The organism is Streptomyces sp. NBC_01296 (genome assembly GCF_035984415.1).
Classification (GTDB): Bacteria; Actinomycetota; Actinomycetes; order Streptomycetales; family Streptomycetaceae; genus Streptomyces.
Genome location: NZ_CP130720.1, coordinates 7,907,678 through 7,924,337 on the forward strand (window position 1 = coordinate 7,907,678; position 16,660 = coordinate 7,924,337).

A 16,660-nucleotide genomic window follows, 5' to 3' on the forward strand; every position below is an offset into this window, starting at 1 on the left:
GCGGCTAGCCCCCGGCCGCCGCGGCCGCGCCGGCCGGCGCCGAGCCGCGCAGGAAGCCGAGGCTCGGCAGGATGCACAGGGCGTAGCAGAGGGTGCCTGCGGCCGCGGTCGCGAGGAGCGCGAGGACGCCGTCGCCGACGAGCCGCTCCAGGCCGAGGACCACGGCGGCCATCACGGCGCCGCCGAGGAAGGGCCAGGCGCAGGCCCGGGCCACGGTGGCGAGGCCGACGCCGCCGCGGTGCAGCGCGAACAGGAACACCGGCACCACGACGGCGCCCGCGACCAGGACGTGCCCCTGGGCCACCCCCACGATCCCGCCGGCTCCGGCGCCGACCACCAGGGCCGGGATCAGGACGACGAGCCAGAGTCCCTGCACGCCGATGAGCGAGCGGCGCCGGCCGATGGCCACCAGGCAGTCGTAGGCCAGTTCGCAGCCGATCCGGACCAGACCGAGCGCCATCAGCCAGGGCAGCGCGGCGGCCGCGGGCAGCCAGCGGTCGCCGTACACGAGCCCGACGATCGGGGCGGCCAGCGCGGCCAGCAGGACGCAGAGCGGGACGGTGCCGGTCATCACGGCCCCCAGGGCGCGGCCGAATCCGCCGGCCAGCGCCCCCGGCGAGTCGGCCAGCCGGGAGAACCCGGCGAAGGAGACACGGCGGGCCGCCTCGGAGATGATCCGCACGGGCCAGCCGGAGATGTTGAACGCGAGCACGTAGAAGCCGAGCGCCAGCTGGTCCAGGGCGGAACCCACCACCATGGTGTCCACGTTGACGACGCAGAGGGCGAGCATGCTGGCCCCGGCGAGCGGCAGTCCGAAACGGAGCAGCGCCCGCGCCTGCTCCCGGTCCCAGCCGAACCTCAGGGTGCCCGGCGCGGCGAGGCAGCAGCCGACGAGGGCGGCCGCGTTGCCGGCCACCGAGCCCCACGCGAAGCTCATCGCGCCCCACCCCTGGACGGCCAGCAGAAGCGTCACCCCGGTGCTGAGGACGAAGTTGACGGCGTCGACGGCCATCCGCCTGCCCTGCGCGAACTCCCGGGTCAGGAACCCGGCGGGCACCTGCGACAGCCCGTCCAGGACCACGCACACGCACATCACCCGCAGGATCCCGGAGGCCTCGGGCGAGCCGAGCACCCGGGCCACCGCCGGGGCCGCCGTGAACAGCACGGCGTACAGCAGGCAGCTGGAGGAGGCGCTCAGCGTGAGCACGGTCGGGGCGAAGCGGCGCGGGTCGCCCTCCCAGCGCACGATGGCGAGGGAGACGCCGAGCTCGTTCGCGGAGAGCAGCACCAGCAGCACCGTCTGGGCGATCCCGTACACGCCCCAGGCCTCGGGACCGAGGAAGAAGCGGGCGAGGACGATGCCGGTGACGAAGTTGCCGAGGCGCATGACCACGGTGTTGACCAGGCTCCACCGGGCGGCGGAGCCGACCTTGCGCCCCAGCGACGGTGCTTCGGGCGGGGCCTCGGTGCCGGTGCCGGTGCCCGTCACGGCGATGATCCGGCGGAGGCTCGGGCCGTACGGGAGGCACTCGCCCCGGAGTCCGCGGCGTCCGCGGTGTCGGGCGCCGCCTCGGACTCGCCGCCTGCGAGTGCGGCGGTCTCGGCCGGCGCGGGCCGGTGCCGGCCCGGCTTGCCCGACCTGCGGCGGCGGGCCTCCACGAAGAAGGTGGCCACCAGGCTGAGTACGAAGCCCAGCGCCCCCGCCATGATCAGGTACTGGAGCCGGGTCTTGGTCTGCGCCTCCGGCTTCTGCGGCGGGACGATCGTCGCCATGCGGATCATGGCCTCCGGCGTCACCGACTGCTGGGCCTGGAACTCCTGCAGCCGCTTCTCGGCGTAGGCGGTGAAGACCTGGTCCGACTTCAGGACGGCCGCCGGATCGGTCCCGGTGACGCTCAGCCACATGAAGGGCCCCTGGGCGTTGTCGGCGATCTTCGCCTCGTACGTGCCGGTGACGCCCTGGGCCTTGAGGTCGGCCCGGGAGTCGTCGGAGTTGAGATTGCGGGCCAGGCCGTCGGCCATGCCGGTCAGCGAGGCCTGGGTGCTCAGGAAGGGGTTGCCGTCGAAGGCCACCGTGGCCTTCTTCGAGTTCAGGAGCGTCACCGTGCTCTGTGACCGGTACTCCACCGGGACCAGCACGTACACGCCTGCGATGAGCGCGGCCGTGAGCAGCAGTCCGGGCAGCAGGACGTACCAGCGCCTGCACATGACCCGCCAGATCTCCGCGAGATCCATGGTCTTCCCCCTCGCGGCGGCGTCGTGACCTCCACGCGCCGCCGCTCATTCATTTCGGTGATTACGGTTCTTGCGTTCTTGCGTTCTTACGGTGTTGCTCGGTGGCTCTTCTCCGGACCGGCGTCCGCGCTAAGGAGCCGGGTCGGTGGGCCGCGGACGGGTCTCCGCCGTCCCGCCGTCCAGCAGGACCCCGGCGATGCGCTCGCTCGCGCGGCCGTCCCAGAGCGCGGGGCAGCGCGCCGCGGGCGGATCGTCGAGCACCCGGTTCACCGTGGCCGTGATGCGCTCCGGGTCGGTGCCCGCCAGTACGTTGGTGCCCTCCTCGACGGTGATCGGCCGCTCGGTGTTCTCCCGCAGCGTCACGCAGGGCACCCCGAGGGCGGTGGTCTCCTCCTGGACGCCCCCGGAATCGGTGAGCACCACCCGGGCGGCGTCCTGCAGCGCGATGAAGTCGAGGTATCCGGCGGCCGGGACCATCCGGATCCCGCCCGGGACTCCGATCTCGGCCAGCCGCTCCGCCGCCCGCGGGTGCACGGGCAGCAGCAGCGGGCACCGGTCGGCGATCTCGCCCAGCGCCTTCAGCAGGCCCCGCAGCGCACCGGGGTCGTCCACGTTGGCCGGCCGGTGCAGGGTGACCAGGCCGTACCCGCCCCGGGTGAGCCCGTACCGGTCCAGGACGTCCGAGGCCCGGGCCCGGTCCAGGTTGGCGAGGAGGGTGTCGATCATGACGTTGCCGACGACGTGGATCTGGTCCTCCCGATAGCCCTCCGCCCGCAGGTTCACGGCGGCGTCGGGCGAGGGGGCCAGCAGGTAGTCGCTGAGCCGGTCGGTGGCGACCCGGTTGACCTCCTCCGGCATGCCCCAGTCCCGGCTGCGCAGTCCGGCCTCCACGTGGGCCAGCAGCGGGCCGGCCTTCGCGGTCACCAGGGCGCAGGCCAGCGTCGAGTTGATGTCGCCGACCACCACCACGACGTCCGGGGCCAGTTCGTCTACCAGCGGCTCGAAGGCCGTCATCACCCGGCCGGTCTGCTGGGCGTGCGTACCGGACCCGGCGCCCAGGTACCGGTCGGGGGGACGGATGCCGAGGTCGCGGAAGAACACGTCGTTCATGGACTCGTCGTAGTGCTGGCCGGTGTGGACGAGGATCACCTCGGCGCCGCGGCGCTCCAGTGCGTCCATCACCGGTTTGATCTTCATGTAGTTGGGCCGTGCTCCGGCCACGCAGATGATCCTGGGCATGGTGTCAGAGCACCTCCACGGCGGGCCCGGAGAGCCGGTTGCGGCAGTCGAGCACGAAGGAGGCGTGCTCGGTGATCACCGCGTAGTCGAAGGAGTCGTGGTCGGTGAGCAGGACGACCACGTCGGCGGCGGCCAGCTCCTTGCGGGTCGGCTCGACCCGCACGAGCCGGGCGTCGACCTTGAGGCCCTCCACCACGTGGGGGTCGGCCGCGCGCACCTTGGCGCCCATGTCGAGCAGCAGCTGGGAGATGCGCACCGCCGGCGACTCCCGGGCGTCGCCGGTGTTCTTCTTGTACGCCAGCCCCAGCAGCAGGATCCGGGAGCCGTTGACCGAGCGGCGCTTGGCGTTGAGTGCGTCGATGACGCGGCGCGCGACGTACTCGGGCATGTGGCTGTTGATGTCGTTGGCCAGCTCGACGAAGCGGAAGTTCTGGCCGAGTTCGCGCTGGACCCGCCAGGACAGGTACGACGGGTCGATCGGCAGGCAGTGCCCGCCGACCCCGGGGCCGGGGGTGAACTTCATGAAGCCGAACGGCTTGCTGGACGCCGCTTCGATGGCCTGCCACACGTCGATGTCGAGGTGGCGGGCGAACATGGCTATCTCGTTGACCAGGGCGATGTTCACGTGCCGGAAGGTGTTCTCCAGCAGCTTCGCCAGCTCGGCCTCCTTGGGCGAGCGCACCGGCACCGTCTTGTCGACGAGGCCTCCGTAGAAGGCCTCCACGGCCTTGAGCGAGGCGGCGTCCACGCCGGAGACGACCTTGGGCGTCTGCTGGAAGCCCCAGACCGTGTTGCCGGGGTCGATCCGCTCCGGGCTGTAGCCGAGGTGGAAGTCGGCTCCCGCGGTGAGGCCGGAGCCGTCCTCCAGGATCGGGCCGAACAGCTCCTCGGTGGTGCCCGGGTAGGTGGTGGACTCCAGGACGACGGTCGCGCCGGGCCGCAGGAAGCGGGCCAGCGTGTGCGCCGACTCCTCGATGTAGCGCAGGTCGGGGGCACCGTCCTGTAAGGGGGTCGGGACCGTGACGACCGCGATGTCGAAGCCGCCGCAGTCGCGCGCGAGTTCGCTGGGCTGGTAGGAGCCGCGCTCCAGCGCCCGGGTCAGCCGTTCGGAGGAGACGTCCTCCACGTACGACTCGCCGGCGGCGAGGCTCTTGACCCGCCGGGCGTCCACGTCGTAACCGACCACTTGGTGTCCGACCTCGGCGGCCCTGATGGCCAGCGGGAGGCCGACGTATCCCTGTCCCACGACGACGACACGCATCAGTGACTCCTGTTCGCGGAACCGGTGGACGGTAGGGCCGACGGTGTACGGCGGATGAGTTCCCGGACCGTCATGAGGAGGAAGGCGGTGTTGGTGGTGAGGTAGCGCTTGCCGAGGCGGCGCGGCTCCTGCAGGGCCCGGTAGAACCATTCGAGGCCCATGCGCTGCCAGAGGGCGGGGGCCCGCTTGGTGATGCCGGCCAGGATGTCGAAGGAGCCGCCGACGCCGTGCACCACGTGGGCGCCGGTGAGCTTGCCGTAGCCGGCGGTGAAGATCTCCTTCTTGGGCGAGGTCATGCCGAGGAACAGCAGCTGGGCGCCGCTCTCCGCGACGGCGTCGGCGACCGCCGCCTGGTCGGAGTCGTCGAAGTAGCCGTTGCGGCTGCCGGCCACGCGCAGCGCCGGGAAGCGCCGGGCGATCCGGCCGAGCATCAGGTCCAGTACCTCCGGCCGGGCGCCGAGCAGGTAGACGGGGACGTCCGCGGTCTCGGCGGCGGCCAGCAGCCGCATGAACAGGTCGATTCCCGCCACCCGTTCGGGCAGCCGGACGCCGAGGACGCGACCGGCCCACACCACGGCCTGGCCGTCGGCCAGGACGAGGTCGCAGCCGGAGACCGCCGCCGCGAGACGGGGGTCGCGCCGCATGTTGACGAGCTTGGCGGCATTGACCATGCCGATCTCGATCTGTTCGCCGCGCCGTACCGCCTCGAGGCAGCGCTGCACGGTCTCGTCCATGGTCAGGGCGTCGAGCGTGACCCCGAACAGGGTCTGGCGGGCTGGTCGGGACTGTCGGTGGGTCATCTCCCGGGACCCCCGAGCCAGGCGTGGAGCAGCCAGCCGAACTCGTACGGCCTGCACTCGCGGTCGATCACGACGGGGCGGAAGATCCGGTCGAGCGGAGCCAGTCGCGCCTGCGGGGCCACCTTGGTGGTGACTCCGCGGGCGGCGCGGACGGCCTTGGCCGGGTCGCCGCGGTAGACCTTGCGCCAGGTGACCCCGTACTTCTCGAGGATCATGGGCTCGCGCGGGGTGCCGTCGGGCCCGCTGATCTCGGGCACGTCCGTCATCCAGCGCAGTCCCCGGCGGATGGCGGCGCCGAAGTCGGTGCCCCCCGCTTCGGCCAGGTCGAAGAGGGCGGTCGGGGCCATGGCGTGCTGGTGCACGCTGTAGACGGGGTAGCCCTCCACCACGCCGCCCGTGCGGGCGTCGTAGTGCCACCACCACTGTCCGCCGTCCCCCTGGAGTTCGCAGATCCGGGCGGCGCAGGCGTCGGCGGCCGCGAGGGCCTGCGGGTCCGGGCCGCTCGCGTGCAGCCGGGCCAGCGCCTGGAGCGGATAGGTCTGGTCGGCGAAGCAGGCCACGTGGGAGCGGTACCCGGGGACCAGCCCCGGGCCGGTGGCGTGCGGGAACAGCGGACTGCCGGCGGCCCTGGCCGCCAGCAGGCGGTCGCGGGCGGCCGCCAGCCGGTGCTCCACGTCCGCCGAGGTCCGGGCCGCGGCGAGGGCGGAGAGCACCCAGGCCGCCTCGACGGTGTACTGCGGTCGTCCGGGGACGTCCAGCGCGGCCACCCGCGCGAGGGCGTCCGCCAGCTTCGGGTGCCCGGTCTCGGCGGCGGCCCAGGCGATGAGCGCCGCGTCCCCGAGGTTCGTCACCACGGGCAGCCGCTCCACCAGCAGCCCCGCGTACTCCGCGACGCTGTGTCCGCCGAACAGGGCGCGCTGCCGCTCCTCGGGCAGGAACCGGGCCCCCAGCGCGGTGATGGCCGCGTACCGGGTGCTGGTTCCGCGCCCCTCCACCCGGCGGACGCCGTCGGAGGTGACCGTCCCCACCCGGGTGAACACGAAGGCGTCGGAGCCCGGCAGGTACATGTCGGGCAGTCCCGCCTCGGCCAACGCGAGCAGGCGCTCGGCGAGCGCATGCAGCGACAGGTCCTCATGGGCCAGTGCTTCTAATCGTGCCACTCGTGCTGCGGTCACCGGGTCCCCACCCCGGTTCCCTGTGTGCTGCGCGCACCTCGTATGTCCGAGCTGTACGGCTCCAACACACCTACCCCCTCTGATCGCTCCTCGGACAGACCCGGCGGTCGTCGTTCCGCGGAGGGGAATGCGCATGACGGCGCACGTGCCGGCGGTGTGAATTCCCCCGATGGCACGAACCGTCCCGGGCCGCCCACTGGATCCCCCCAGCGATGCCCAGGACCGGAGCACGCGCGGACGGCAGCGTCGGGCGGGCGCGTTGCGCGCCGTCCGTCGTCACTTGGTCCGCGATGCCCTCGTCGTGTACAACCCCCCACTGAACAAAGCCTGTTGCCTGCTCAGATCCCGTGTACAGGGACAAGGTATGCCCAAGGATGTTCGTTGATTGCGGTTTTGAGGAAATGCCGCTGACCCAAATTGCCGACGTACCGTCAGGTCCGCTCGAGCAGGGTTCCGTCCTTCTCCTCGTGCAGCGAACCGGTGCGCGGACACTCCCACACGCCCGGCTCCTCCTCGCGTTCCACCAGACGGACCCCGGCCCGGCCCACCCAGCCGATGCGGCGGGCCGGTACCCCTGCGACCAGTGCGAAGTCCGGTACGTCCCGGGACACGACCGCGCCGGCCGCGACCAGCGCCCACCGCCCGATGCGCACCCCGGCCACACACACCGAACGGGCGCCCAGCGAGGCCCCCTCGGCCACCACGACACCGGCGGCCTCCCAGTCGCCGCCGCGCTTCTGCCGTCCGGCGGGGTCGACGGCCCGCGGATAGAAATCGTTGGTGAGGACGGCGGCCGGGCCGATGAAAACCCCGTCGCCGAGTTCGGCGGGTTCGTAGACGAGTGCGTAGTTCTGCAGCTTCACGTTGTCGCCGATTCGTACGCCGGGCCCGACGTACGCCCCCCGCCCCACGATGCAGTCGCGCCCGAGCCGCGCGTCCTCCCGTACCTGCGCCAGATCCCAGATCGTGGTCCCGTCCCCGAGTTCGGCCGTCTCGTCGACCTGGGAGGAGGGTTGAATGCGGACACTCACGCGGCGGTCCCCTTAACGCTGGAGGTACGGACGTAAGGGGGGAGCATATGCGCCGCCGGATCGGCTCGCCGGGAGATCAACCGACTGTTCACGGACCGGACTTGGGGCTGCGGCCGGGGTGGTGGACGACGAGGGTGCCGTACGCCGACAGGGCTGTGGCCGGGTCGCCCGGCGTGTCGCGCAGGGTGCTGTCGAGGAAGGCGAGGCTCGCGGCGGCGGTGATGCGCGGGCCCGCCGTGCGGTCCAGGGAACCGACGAGTGAGGGGAGGGGCGGCAGGTACAGGGGGGCGTCCGTGAACGTGAGGTGTGCGGCTCCGGGGACGGTGAGGCGGTAGCTCGTCGCGGTGCCGAGGCCGAGGACACGGGTGAGGCGTGGGATGTACTCCGGGTCGGTGTCCGGGCCGATGGCCTGGGTGAGGGCGAGCACCGGCTGGGGGAAGGGCTGCGGCGCCGGGTCGTGGGGAGCGCCGTCCAGATCGATGACGGCGGCGAAGCGGGGGTCCTGGCGGGCTGCCTGCAGCGCTGCGGCGCCGCCGAGGGAGTGGCCGGCTGCGACGACGCGGCTTGTGTCGAGGTGTCCGGTGAGGGGGCCGGCGATCTCGCCGCTGTGGATGCGGGCCAACTGGGTGCGTACGAAGCTGAGATCCGCGGCGCGGACCGCCGTCCAGCCGGCCGCCCGCTTCTCGTCCTCGGCGGCGTCGCCCGTCGCCGAGACCTTCGTACGGATCGTGCGGCCGTCGGCGAGCACGACGGCGGCGGAGTCGTAGGGGTGGTCGATGCCGACGACCACGTAGCCGTGGCCGGCCAATTCCTCCGCCCAGGCCGTGTTCTGCGTACGCACCCCGCCCAGTCCGGGGGAGAACAGCACCACGGGGAACCGTTCTCCGCCGTCGGCCACGGGTACGTCGTACGCCGCATGCGTGTGGGCGCGCGGGAGGCCGTCCAGCAGGATTCCGGGGAGACCGGCGTAGTCCGCGAGGGCGTCGGAGACGACGTGCGCCTCGTGTTCCGTACGTCCGAGGTACCGGGCGTGGCCGGTGTCCTTGCTGTCCTTGCCGTCTTTGCGGGCGGGATACCAGAACTGGGCGACGACCGTACGACGGTCCTCCGGTGCGGCAGTGGCGGTCTCGGGGCGCTCGGGGTCGGTCAGCTCCAGCACGCCGGTGCCGATCGCGAACCGTCCCGAGGGCTCGGGGAACACCGGCGTGGGCAGGGCCCAGGCCGCTGCGGGGCCGGCGGCGATCAGCGCGAGGCACACCACCGACCCCGGCAGTGCGAGCCACCACGGAGCCCTGCGCGCCACCCGCCCGGTGCGCCGTCGCAGCAGCGGCGCCACGGCGAAGGGGAGGACGACCGCCGCGCCGGCCAGCACCGGCACCATCTGCCAGCGCAGCCCGAGCACGCCGAGCACCGCCCCGGCCCCCACGACGACGACCGTCGGCGCGGCGACGGTGAGCGGCCCCCGGAGCCGGAGCGGCAGCCACCGCGCCAGGACCAGTGCGACTGCTCCCGGCACCAGGAGGAGCTCCCCGGGGGACAACTGCAGGTGTGCGCTCATCGCCTTCACGTCGCCATGGTCGAGGCCTTCGGGCATCGTGGCGTCACCCTCGGGTCGGGTCGGCCCTGCGACCTGAGTCGCATCGACCGCCACCCGGGCCGGCGCGGGGTGCGGCTCCGGAATTTCTGTTGTCATATGCCTGTCGCGTTGCGCGTATCCGCGCATATGGTGTGGCTCCGGACCATCCCGGGCACACGGCCCTCCCGCACTCCCCACGGGAGGGCCGTCGCGCGCCCCGTCACCTGCGGCGGACGGGGATCACCGCGCGGCGGCGGCCCGGAGGGTTGCGCGCGGCCGGCCGGAGGCTCCGGGTGCTACGAGGTCGTGGCCTTCACCGCCGCGGCGGCGGCGATCAGCACCGTGACGGCGACGATGAGGGCGCGGCGCTTGGCCCGCACCCTGCCCAGTGCCGCGGCCTCGGCGGCATTGGAGGGGCTGGGGTTGCGCCAGGCGGTGGTGAGGCGCCAGACGAGCACGATGGCAACGATTGCAGCCAGCGATCCCCCGACAACCCGGCCGGCGGCGTAACTCTGTGAGGTGGTGTCGACGGACAGCATGATCATGCCAAATGTCGTCTGTGTGATCGAAACACCGTGGATCACGATTCGACAACCCGGCCGACGCCACCCACACGGGACACCGCCGGTCGCTCCCCGGCCCCGCAGTCACGCTGAGCCTGGGCATCATCCCCACTGAGCGGACTTCGTCGGCTTCCGACGCAACGAGGGGCGTCCGGCACCTCGGACTCCGGACGCAGGTGCCGGGGTGCCATGTGCTCGCCCACTGAGGAGGTACCAACCGTGGAACGGACCACCCGCAGCGATCACGACGCAGCGTTGAACGCCCGGACATGGAACGCCATCGTCGGCACCCGCAACCCGACGCCCCTGCCTTTGGACTGGCTGTTTCGCCCGGCCCCGGGACCGGGACTCGAACTCCTCGGTGACATACGAGGCACCACGGTCGCCGAACTCGGCTGCGGGCAGGGCCGGCACCTGGCGGGCCTGGCCGAGTGCGGGATCGCCCGAGGCATCGGCATCGATGTGTCGCCGGTCCGCCTCGGTGACGCCGCGTTCAGGTTCGCCGACGTGGACCAGGTCGAGTGGTGGCTCGGCGACGCCGTCACCGCGGCCGCGCACCTCCCCGACCTCGACGTCGCGTTCTCCGTCTTCGGGGCGATGTGGTTCGCCGATCCGCAAGACCTGCTGCCCGTCCTCGCCCACCGCGTCCGTCTCGGCGGTCGCCTCGTCTTCTCCTGCCTCACCCGGTCGCCGGGGATGCCCGAGGGGCGCCACCGGATGCTGGTACGCACCGGTCCCGCCCGGTCCCTGTGGACCGTCCGGCACATGTACTCCGTATCCGGCTGGGTGCGCCTCCTTGCCGAGCACGGCTTCACCGCGGATCGGGTCATCCGGCCCACGGATCCGGTGAACGCCTTCTGGGGCACCTGCGTCTTCGTGGCGCACCGGGTCTGTTGAGTGCGGGACCTCGGACGATGTGCTGCCCGGCCTGCCCGTGAATCGTGATCCCGGCGGCTTCATATGAGGAAGTCGAGCAGAGGAATCCGCCGGCCCCGGCGCGCAGTTCGGCCAGACCCTCCTGCGCGTTCGCACGTATCGACGCCAGCTCCTTGACCAGCTCCTGCGGAGGGTCCTGAACCCGGTAGGGGGCCGCGTCCGCCTGGATCGAGATGACCGACATGTGGTGGGCGACCACGTCATGCAGCTCCCGTGCGATGCGGGCACGCTCCTCCAGCACCGTACGCAGCGCCCGTTCGTGCGCGGTGACGGCAATCTGCTCGACCAGGCGCGCCCGGTCCTCGCGGCGGCCACGCGCGAACGAGCCGACGAGCACGGCCGACGAGAAGAGCACACAGACACCGGCGACGAACGTCCAGGACCCGACGGCGTAGCCCGCCGCCTTCAGACACACCACCGGCACGGCACTCACCAGGGCGGCCACGGCCGCCGACGACACCGGTATGCGCAGGGCGAGAAGGAACAGCGCCCCGGCGTGCACGGTCCACGTCCACAACTGGTTGTCGTGGGTGGGGGGATGGCCGATGGCTATGCCCGCGGTGAACGCCAGCGACAGCCACCACGCCGGCACCGGCCGGCGCAGCCCCACCACCAGCATCGCCGCATGCGCACAGGCCAGGACCCTGGCGGTGAGATCCGCGCCGGTGGCCGAAAGGGCCCCGGCCCCGAGGACGACCAGGACCTGCGGAAGCCACCGCAGCCACTGCGGCCACACCAGGGGCGCCATGGGCTGGGCGCGGGTGGTCCACAGGTCCGCCCGCAGGCCACGGAGCGTGAACGGGCCTGCCGCCGCCCCGACATCGGGCGCGGACACCAGATCACTCCTGGTCACGGTGTGCTCCCTGCACCGTGCCGCAGTGGTTTATCGAAGTGTGTGCAGTTCACAGGAGTTCCTTCCGACCGTTCATCCGCACACGAGGTTACGGAGCGGGAGCTCTGCCGGCGTCCCGCCACGGAGCCGCATCGGCGCGTAGCTCTCCAGAGCTACGAGGGTGTGCCTCCTGCTCGCCGAGTGGTCGGGCACCGGAGAAAACACCTGGCAGACCAGGGCCGGGGCTCGTATGGTCATCGCGATGATGACTCACACCGCTCACAGAATGGGGGTCCCGTCCGCGCAAGGTGAGTGCTGATGGCCACTCACACCGCGAACGAGGAATCCCCTCTTTCCCTCCGGCACCTTTCCCTCTGGCTGCGCGTGCGCGAGTTCGCCGTGCCGCCGTCCATGATCGAGACTGCGACCGCCCGCCGCCTTGCCGGGGACTGGGGCGGGGCGTGCGCCGCCGCAGGCATCGACGTCGATCTCAACCTGCGTTCCGCGGCGCGTACCCACGGGCGCGAACTCGCGGCCCGGATCCGGGCCGATCTCCGCCACCTCGCTCCCGACCTGCTGCGCTGGCACATGCCCAGGATCGCTCCTGACGGGCTGTTGCGCCCGGGCCTGACCATCTCCCTGGCCCGGTACGACATCCCCGGGCCTGTCGGGGCACGCCCGGTGCACCTCGTGGCACGGACGCTGCCGGCGTGGGCCGATGCCGGTCAGCGGATCAGCCTCGCGCTCTGGGCCGGATCCCCCGACGACGCCGGCGCCCGCCGTCATCCGCATCCGCACCCCAACCCCCGGTTCCGCCTCGACCTGCACCGCCACCTCTGGGACGCGCGCAGGACCGATGAGCTCCGGATCCGGTCCGGGGCCGAGCCGCCACCCGCCGACGGCGCCCCCGCAACGGCCCCGGAGGTGCTCGGGCTCGTGCGACAGGGGCTTCGCTGTGCCGTCGACCGGTGGGCGGCCGAGGCGGGGATCCTGCTCCGGGCCGACGGGCCTTCCGCCCGTACCTTCACCGTACGGCTCGGGTCCCGGCAGCGGCTGGACCTGGACCTGGACCTGGACCTGGACCGGGACCGCCACCTGGACCTCCCCGCGGACGGGGACGGCAACGGGCCGCCCGTACTGCGGATCTCGACGGCGTCCACGCATCCCGGCGCCCGCCCGCCCCCGATCCTGCCGGACGCGGCGACCTGGCTACTGCCCGACCTGGAACTGCTCCGCACCGGTTCCCTCGACGCCGATCGGCTGCACCCGCTGGTCGCCTCGGCACTCGTACCCGATCGTGCGCCGACCGCCCCGTCCCTGATTCCGGACCGGCCCGGCCGACCGCACCTCGTCGCGTGCCGGGGCGTTCAGCACCGGATCGGCCTCGTCGACGGGGTACTGGCCCCGCTCGACCACGACCCGGCCGAGATCCGCAGGGAGGAACTGCTGGTTGCCCTGACCGGTACCCCGCTGCCCTGCCTGCAGGCGATCGACGAGGCGCACCGTCGTCCGGACTGCCTCACCGGCGTGCGCGAACGCCTGGACCACGGCGACACCGCCGGTGCGCTGGCCGTCGTCGAGAGCCTGCTCGGCCCCGACGCACTGCTGCGCGACGGCGCCCTCCGGGACGAACTGGAGGCGGCCGCGCGGCAGCGGATCACGTACGGGCTGTTCAGAGCGGGCCTGATCGGACCCGGACCCGACCGCATGCGCCCGGGCCCCCGCCGCCCCCACGGGCACCGCTCGCACCCACGCCATACGGCAGGGCACTGATCCGGGGACCGACCCCGCACCCGCCATGCCCTGCCTCATCACACAACGAACCCACAAAGGTGATCAAACATGTCCGCACACGCCCCGTTCGCCGTACGCAGTACCCCCGCGGCGCCCGCCGCCGCCTCCCGGCTCGACGTCGCAGGCGACCTGCTGGCCCTGCTCCGCGACACGACCACCGAACCCCGCCCCGACACACAACTCGAGGCCCTGACCCTCGCCGTGGCCGCCGACCTGCCCGTCCTGCTGTGGGGCGAGCCGGGGATCGGCAAGACCGCGGCCCTGACCCAGCTCGCCGCCTCGCTGGACCTTCCCCTGACCACCGTGATCGCCAGCGTCCACGAGCCGTCCGACTTCTCCGGCCTGCCCGTCATCGGGGACGACCCCGCGGAACAGGGCGTTCCGATGGCCCCGCCGGACTGGGCCGTGCGCCTCGTACGAGCCGGCCGGGGGCTGCTGTTCCTCGACGAGCTGTCCACCGCGCCGCCGGCCGTACAAGCCGCCCTGCTCCGCCTCGTACTCGAGCGGCGGATCGGCGCCCTCCAACTGCCGCCCGGGGTCCGCATCGTGGCCGCGGCCAATCCGCGGTCCTCGGCGGCCGACGGCTGGGAGCTGAGCCCGCCGCTGGCCAACCGTTTCGTCCACCTGCAGTGGACCCACGACCACGACGTCGTCGTCCGCGGCCTCGGCGGGACGTGGCCCCGGGCCACACTGCCGCGGCTCGACCCTTCGATGCTGCCGCAGGCCGTGGACTTCGCCCGCCGCGCGGTGTGCGGGCTCCTCGCCGCCCGCCCCGGGCTCGTACACCGGCTGCCCAGCGGTGAAACCCGCCGGGGCGGCGCCTGGCCGTCGCCTCGGAGCTGGGAGATGACCCTGAGTCTGATCGCCTTCGCGACCGCCGCCGGTTCCTCCCGTGACGTGCTGTCCCTCCTGGTCAGGGGCACGGTGGGGGACGGCCCGGGACTGGAACTGCTGGCGAGCCTGGACCGGATGGACCTCCCGGACCCCGAGGTGCTGCTCGCCGATCCGGCGGGCGCGGTCCTGCCCGAGCGGGGCGATCTGCGCCAAGCCGTGCTCGACGGCGTGGTGGAAGCGGTCCGCAAGCGCCCCGACGAGGCGCGCTGGGACGCGGCATGGGCGCTCTTGGTCCGGGCGTTGGAGACGGGAGCCCCGGACCTGGTGGTCGTCCCCGCGTCCACCCTCGCGTCGCTGCGCCGCGAGGAATGGGACGTGCCGGCGGCGATCGAGCGGCTCGCCGGAGCGGTGTCCCTCTCCCGGCGGGCGGACCACGCGGCCGCCCGGGCCGCAATCGCCCCGAAGGGCCGACGATGAGCGGGGAGTCACGGGGCGCACTGGACCTCGACAAGCTCTACGCCGCACGACTGCACGCCGCCCGGGCCCGGCCCTACTTGGCGACCGCGCTGTTCGCCCTGCACACCGTGGAATCGCGGCGGGTGCCGACGATGGCCGTCGACCGGCACTGGCGGTGCTACGTCTCGCCGGCGTTCGTGGACCGCATGCCGGTGGAGGAACTCGCCGGGGTGTGGGTGCACGAGGTGTCCCACCTGCTGCGCGACCACCACGGGCGAGGCGACCGGGTCGCGCGGGAGCGCGGGCTGCACGGCCCGGGGGAGCGGCTGCGGAGGAACATCGCCGCGGACTGCGAGATCAACGACGACGCGTTCGGCGACGGGCTGGTCCGGCCCCGAGACGTGGTCGATCCGCTGTCCTTGGGGCTGTCCGAGGGGCAGCTCATGGAGGACTACCTGCGCCAGTTCACGCTAGGGCCCCGTACGCAGCACATGGCCTGGCTGGACTGCGGCAGCGGCGTCGACGGGCTGGAACGGGAATGGGACCTCGGCGAGGACGGCGCGCACGGACTCAGCGAACAGGAACGGGACGCGGTGAGGTTCCGGGTGGCGCAGGGCATCCGGGGCCGTCCGGGGAACGCCTCGAAGGGGTGGAAGCGTTGGGCGGAGGAGGCCTTCCACCCGCCGCAGCCGTGGCGGGAGCTGCTGGGAGCGGCGGTCCGTTCGGCGATCTCCGGATCCGGCGCGGGAGAGGACTACTCGTACGGCCGCCCGTCGCGGCGCTCGTCCGGGCTGCCCGGCATTGTTCTGCCGAGCCTGCGGCGCAGGCCGCCCCGGGTCTGCGTGGTCATCGACACCTCCGCTTCGGTCAGTGACGCCGAGCTGGGCAGCGCGCTCCTGGAGGTCGCCGCGATCACCCGTGCCGTGGGCGGCCGACGGGACCTGGTCACCGTGGTGGCGTGCGACGCGGCGGCCCGGATCGCCCATCCCCTGTGCCGTGCCGAGGGAATCACGCTGGTGGGGGGCGGGGGAACGGATCTGCGCACGGGCTTCGCGAAGGCGCTCCGAGCGGGGGCCCGGCCGGATGCCATCGTGGTCCTCACGGACGGGCAGACTCCCTGGCCGAGCACAAGGCCGCCGTGCCGGACGGTGGTCGGCCTCTTTCCCCGACAGCGGTCGTGGGACGAGGACGACCCCGACTACGTGCCGGACTCGCCGCCCGCCTGGGCCCGGGTGGTCGCCATCGGATAGGCGCGCCCTCGTCATGATTTGGTAGCGTCCCCCGGGTGATGGTGGGCACTGCACAGACCCGATTGATCGTGCTGCGCGGCAACTCGGCGTCGGGGAAGTCGACCGTCGCCGCCGGGATCCGGGAGCGGTTCGGCCGCGGCGTGGCGCTGGTCGGGCAGGACAATCTGCGCCGGGTCGTGCTGCGTGAACGCGACCGGCCCGGGGCCGCGAACATCGGCCTCATCGAGGTCGTCGCCCGATACTCGCTCGACGCTGGCTACCACGTCGTTCTCGAAGGGATCCTGTACGCCGAGTACTACGGGGCCATGCTGCGCCGGCTCCGCGAGGAACACCGCGGGCCGACGCACGGTTACTACCTGGACATCCCCTTCCAGGAGACCCTGGCCCGGCACGCCACCAAACCCCAGGCCGGCGAGTACGGGGAGAGGGAGCTGCGCGACTGGTACCGGCCGCTCGACCTGCTGCCCGGCTCCGTCGAGACGGTCATCGACGCCGACAGCTCCCTGGCGGACACCGTCGAGCACATCATGCGCGACACGGGGCTCGCTTCTCTTCCGGCGCTGGAGCCCTGATCTCGCGTACGGTCGGAGGCCGCCCCGCCCGGGGCCGGGCCGGGTTCGTATCGGTCGAGGGAACGTGCCGCACACCTCGATCATCGACAGTTCCGCAGACGTTCCC

At 72.7% G+C, this 16,660-nt stretch carries 15 protein-coding genes; 5 read left to right on the forward strand and 10 right to left on the reverse strand.

The window, feature by feature from the left end:
• Positions 1 to 4: 4 nt before the first annotated feature.
• The 9 genes from OG299_RS35985 to OG299_RS36025 form a co-directional block, all read right to left on the reverse strand.
• A complete protein-coding gene (locus OG299_RS35985; RefSeq protein ID WP_327363803.1) occupies positions 5 to 1,489 on the reverse strand; it encodes an oligosaccharide flippase family protein in 1,485 nt (494 codons plus the stop codon).
• On the reverse strand, positions 1,486 to 2,235 hold the full coding sequence (locus OG299_RS35990; protein ID WP_327363804.1) for a YveK family protein: 750 nt from the start codon (positions 2,233 to 2,235) through the stop codon (positions 1,486 to 1,488). The genes OG299_RS35985 and OG299_RS35990 overlap by 4 nt, the downstream gene beginning before the upstream one ends.
• A 129-nt stretch (positions 2,236 to 2,364) precedes the next feature.
• Complete coding sequence (gene wecB / locus OG299_RS35995; RefSeq protein WP_327363805.1) at positions 2,365 to 3,474, reverse strand: non-hydrolyzing UDP-N-acetylglucosamine 2-epimerase; 1,110 nt, start codon at positions 3,472 to 3,474, stop codon at positions 2,365 to 2,367.
• 4 nt (positions 3,475 to 3,478) lie between these two features.
• Complete coding sequence (locus tag OG299_RS36000; RefSeq protein ID WP_266632526.1) at positions 3,479 to 4,735, reverse strand: nucleotide sugar dehydrogenase; 1,257 nt, start codon at positions 4,733 to 4,735, stop codon at positions 3,479 to 3,481.
• A complete protein-coding gene (locus tag OG299_RS36005; protein ID WP_327363806.1) occupies positions 4,735 to 5,535 on the reverse strand; it encodes a WecB/TagA/CpsF family glycosyltransferase in 801 nt (266 codons plus the stop codon). The genes OG299_RS36000 and OG299_RS36005 overlap by 1 nt, the downstream gene beginning before the upstream one ends.
• Positions 5,532 to 6,710: a hypothetical protein gene (locus OG299_RS36010; protein ID WP_327363807.1), complete on the reverse strand. Its 1,179-nt coding sequence runs from the start codon at positions 6,708 to 6,710 to the stop codon at positions 5,532 to 5,534. The genes OG299_RS36005 and OG299_RS36010 overlap by 4 nt, the downstream gene beginning before the upstream one ends.
• 431 nt (positions 6,711 to 7,141) lie before the next feature.
• Positions 7,142 to 7,741, reverse strand: coding sequence for an acyltransferase (locus OG299_RS36015; protein WP_327363808.1), 600 nt, complete (start codon positions 7,739 to 7,741; stop codon positions 7,142 to 7,144).
• Between the two features lie 88 nt (positions 7,742 to 7,829).
• On the reverse strand, positions 7,830 to 9,335 hold the full coding sequence (locus tag OG299_RS36020; protein WP_327363809.1) for an alpha/beta hydrolase family protein: 1,506 nt from the start codon (positions 9,333 to 9,335) through the stop codon (positions 7,830 to 7,832).
• 278 nt (positions 9,336 to 9,613) lie between these two features.
• Positions 9,614 to 9,862, reverse strand: a complete 249-nt coding sequence (locus OG299_RS36025; protein WP_327363810.1) for a hypothetical protein — start codon at positions 9,860 to 9,862, stop codon at positions 9,614 to 9,616.
• A gap of 237 nt (positions 9,863 to 10,099) precedes the next feature.
• Here OG299_RS36025 and OG299_RS36030 point away from each other — a divergent pair, with 237 nt between their 5' ends.
• Complete coding sequence (locus OG299_RS36030) at positions 10,100 to 10,777, forward strand: class I SAM-dependent methyltransferase (protein ID WP_327363811.1); 678 nt, start codon at positions 10,100 to 10,102, stop codon at positions 10,775 to 10,777.
• On the opposite strand, the gene OG299_RS36035 is transcribed toward OG299_RS36030, so the two are convergent.
• On the reverse strand, positions 10,707 to 11,669 hold the full coding sequence (locus OG299_RS36035) for a sensor histidine kinase (protein ID WP_327363812.1): 963 nt from the start codon (positions 11,667 to 11,669) through the stop codon (positions 10,707 to 10,709). The genes OG299_RS36030 and OG299_RS36035 overlap by 71 nt on opposite strands.
• A 297-nt stretch (positions 11,670 to 11,966) precedes the next feature.
• Between OG299_RS36035 and OG299_RS36040 the strand changes: the two genes are divergently transcribed.
• From OG299_RS36040 to OG299_RS36055, 4 genes are all read left to right on the forward strand, one after another.
• The gene (locus OG299_RS36040) at positions 11,967 to 13,421 is read left to right on the forward strand and encodes a hypothetical protein (RefSeq protein WP_327363813.1); all 1,455 of its coding nucleotides are present in this window, start codon (positions 11,967 to 11,969) and stop codon (positions 13,419 to 13,421) included.
• Positions 13,422 to 13,490: 69 nt separating this feature from the next.
• Positions 13,491 to 14,753: an AAA family ATPase gene (locus OG299_RS36045; RefSeq protein ID WP_327363814.1), complete on the forward strand. Its 1,263-nt coding sequence runs from the start codon at positions 13,491 to 13,493 to the stop codon at positions 14,751 to 14,753.
• A complete protein-coding gene (locus OG299_RS36050; RefSeq protein WP_327363815.1) occupies positions 14,750 to 15,982 on the forward strand; it encodes a vWA domain-containing protein in 1,233 nt (410 codons plus the stop codon). Before OG299_RS36045 ends, OG299_RS36050 begins: the two co-directional genes overlap by 4 nt.
• Before the next feature lie 38 nt (positions 15,983 to 16,020).
• Positions 16,021 to 16,554 (forward strand): AAA family ATPase, encoded by a 534-nt coding sequence (locus OG299_RS36055; protein WP_266632545.1) that lies wholly within the window; start codon positions 16,021 to 16,023, stop codon positions 16,552 to 16,554.
• The last annotated feature ends 106 nt before the right edge of the window (positions 16,555 to 16,660 follow it).

Bases quoted from the DNA above. Each gene is read 5' to 3' on its own strand.
- OG299_RS36050 (WP_327363815.1), top strand. From the start codon at position 14,750: ATGAGCGGGGAGTCACGGGGCGCACTGGACCTCGACAAGCTCTACGCC.
- OG299_RS36020 (WP_327363809.1), bottom strand. From the start codon at position 9,335: ATGCCCGAAGGCCTCGACCATGGCGACGTGAAGGCGATGAGCGCACAC.
- wecB (WP_327363805.1), bottom strand. From the start codon at position 3,474: ATGCCCAGGATCATCTGCGTGGCCGGAGCACGGCCCAACTACATGAAG.
- OG299_RS36000 (WP_266632526.1), bottom strand. From the start codon at position 4,735: ATGCGTGTCGTCGTCGTGGGACAGGGATACGTCGGCCTCCCGCTGGCC.
- OG299_RS36055 (WP_266632545.1), top strand. From the start codon at position 16,021: ATGGTGGGCACTGCACAGACCCGATTGATCGTGCTGCGCGGCAACTCG.
- OG299_RS36005 (WP_327363806.1), bottom strand. From the start codon at position 5,535: ATGACCCACCGACAGTCCCGACCAGCCCGCCAGACCCTGTTCGGGGTC.
- OG299_RS36045 (WP_327363814.1), top strand. From the start codon at position 13,491: ATGTCCGCACACGCCCCGTTCGCCGTACGCAGTACCCCCGCGGCGCCC.
- OG299_RS35990 (WP_327363804.1), bottom strand. From the start codon at position 2,235: ATGGATCTCGCGGAGATCTGGCGGGTCATGTGCAGGCGCTGGTACGTC.
- OG299_RS36025 (WP_327363810.1), bottom strand. From the start codon at position 9,862: ATGATCATGCTGTCCGTCGACACCACCTCACAGAGTTACGCCGCCGGC.
- OG299_RS36040 (WP_327363813.1), top strand. From the start codon at position 11,967: ATGGCCACTCACACCGCGAACGAGGAATCCCCTCTTTCCCTCCGGCAC.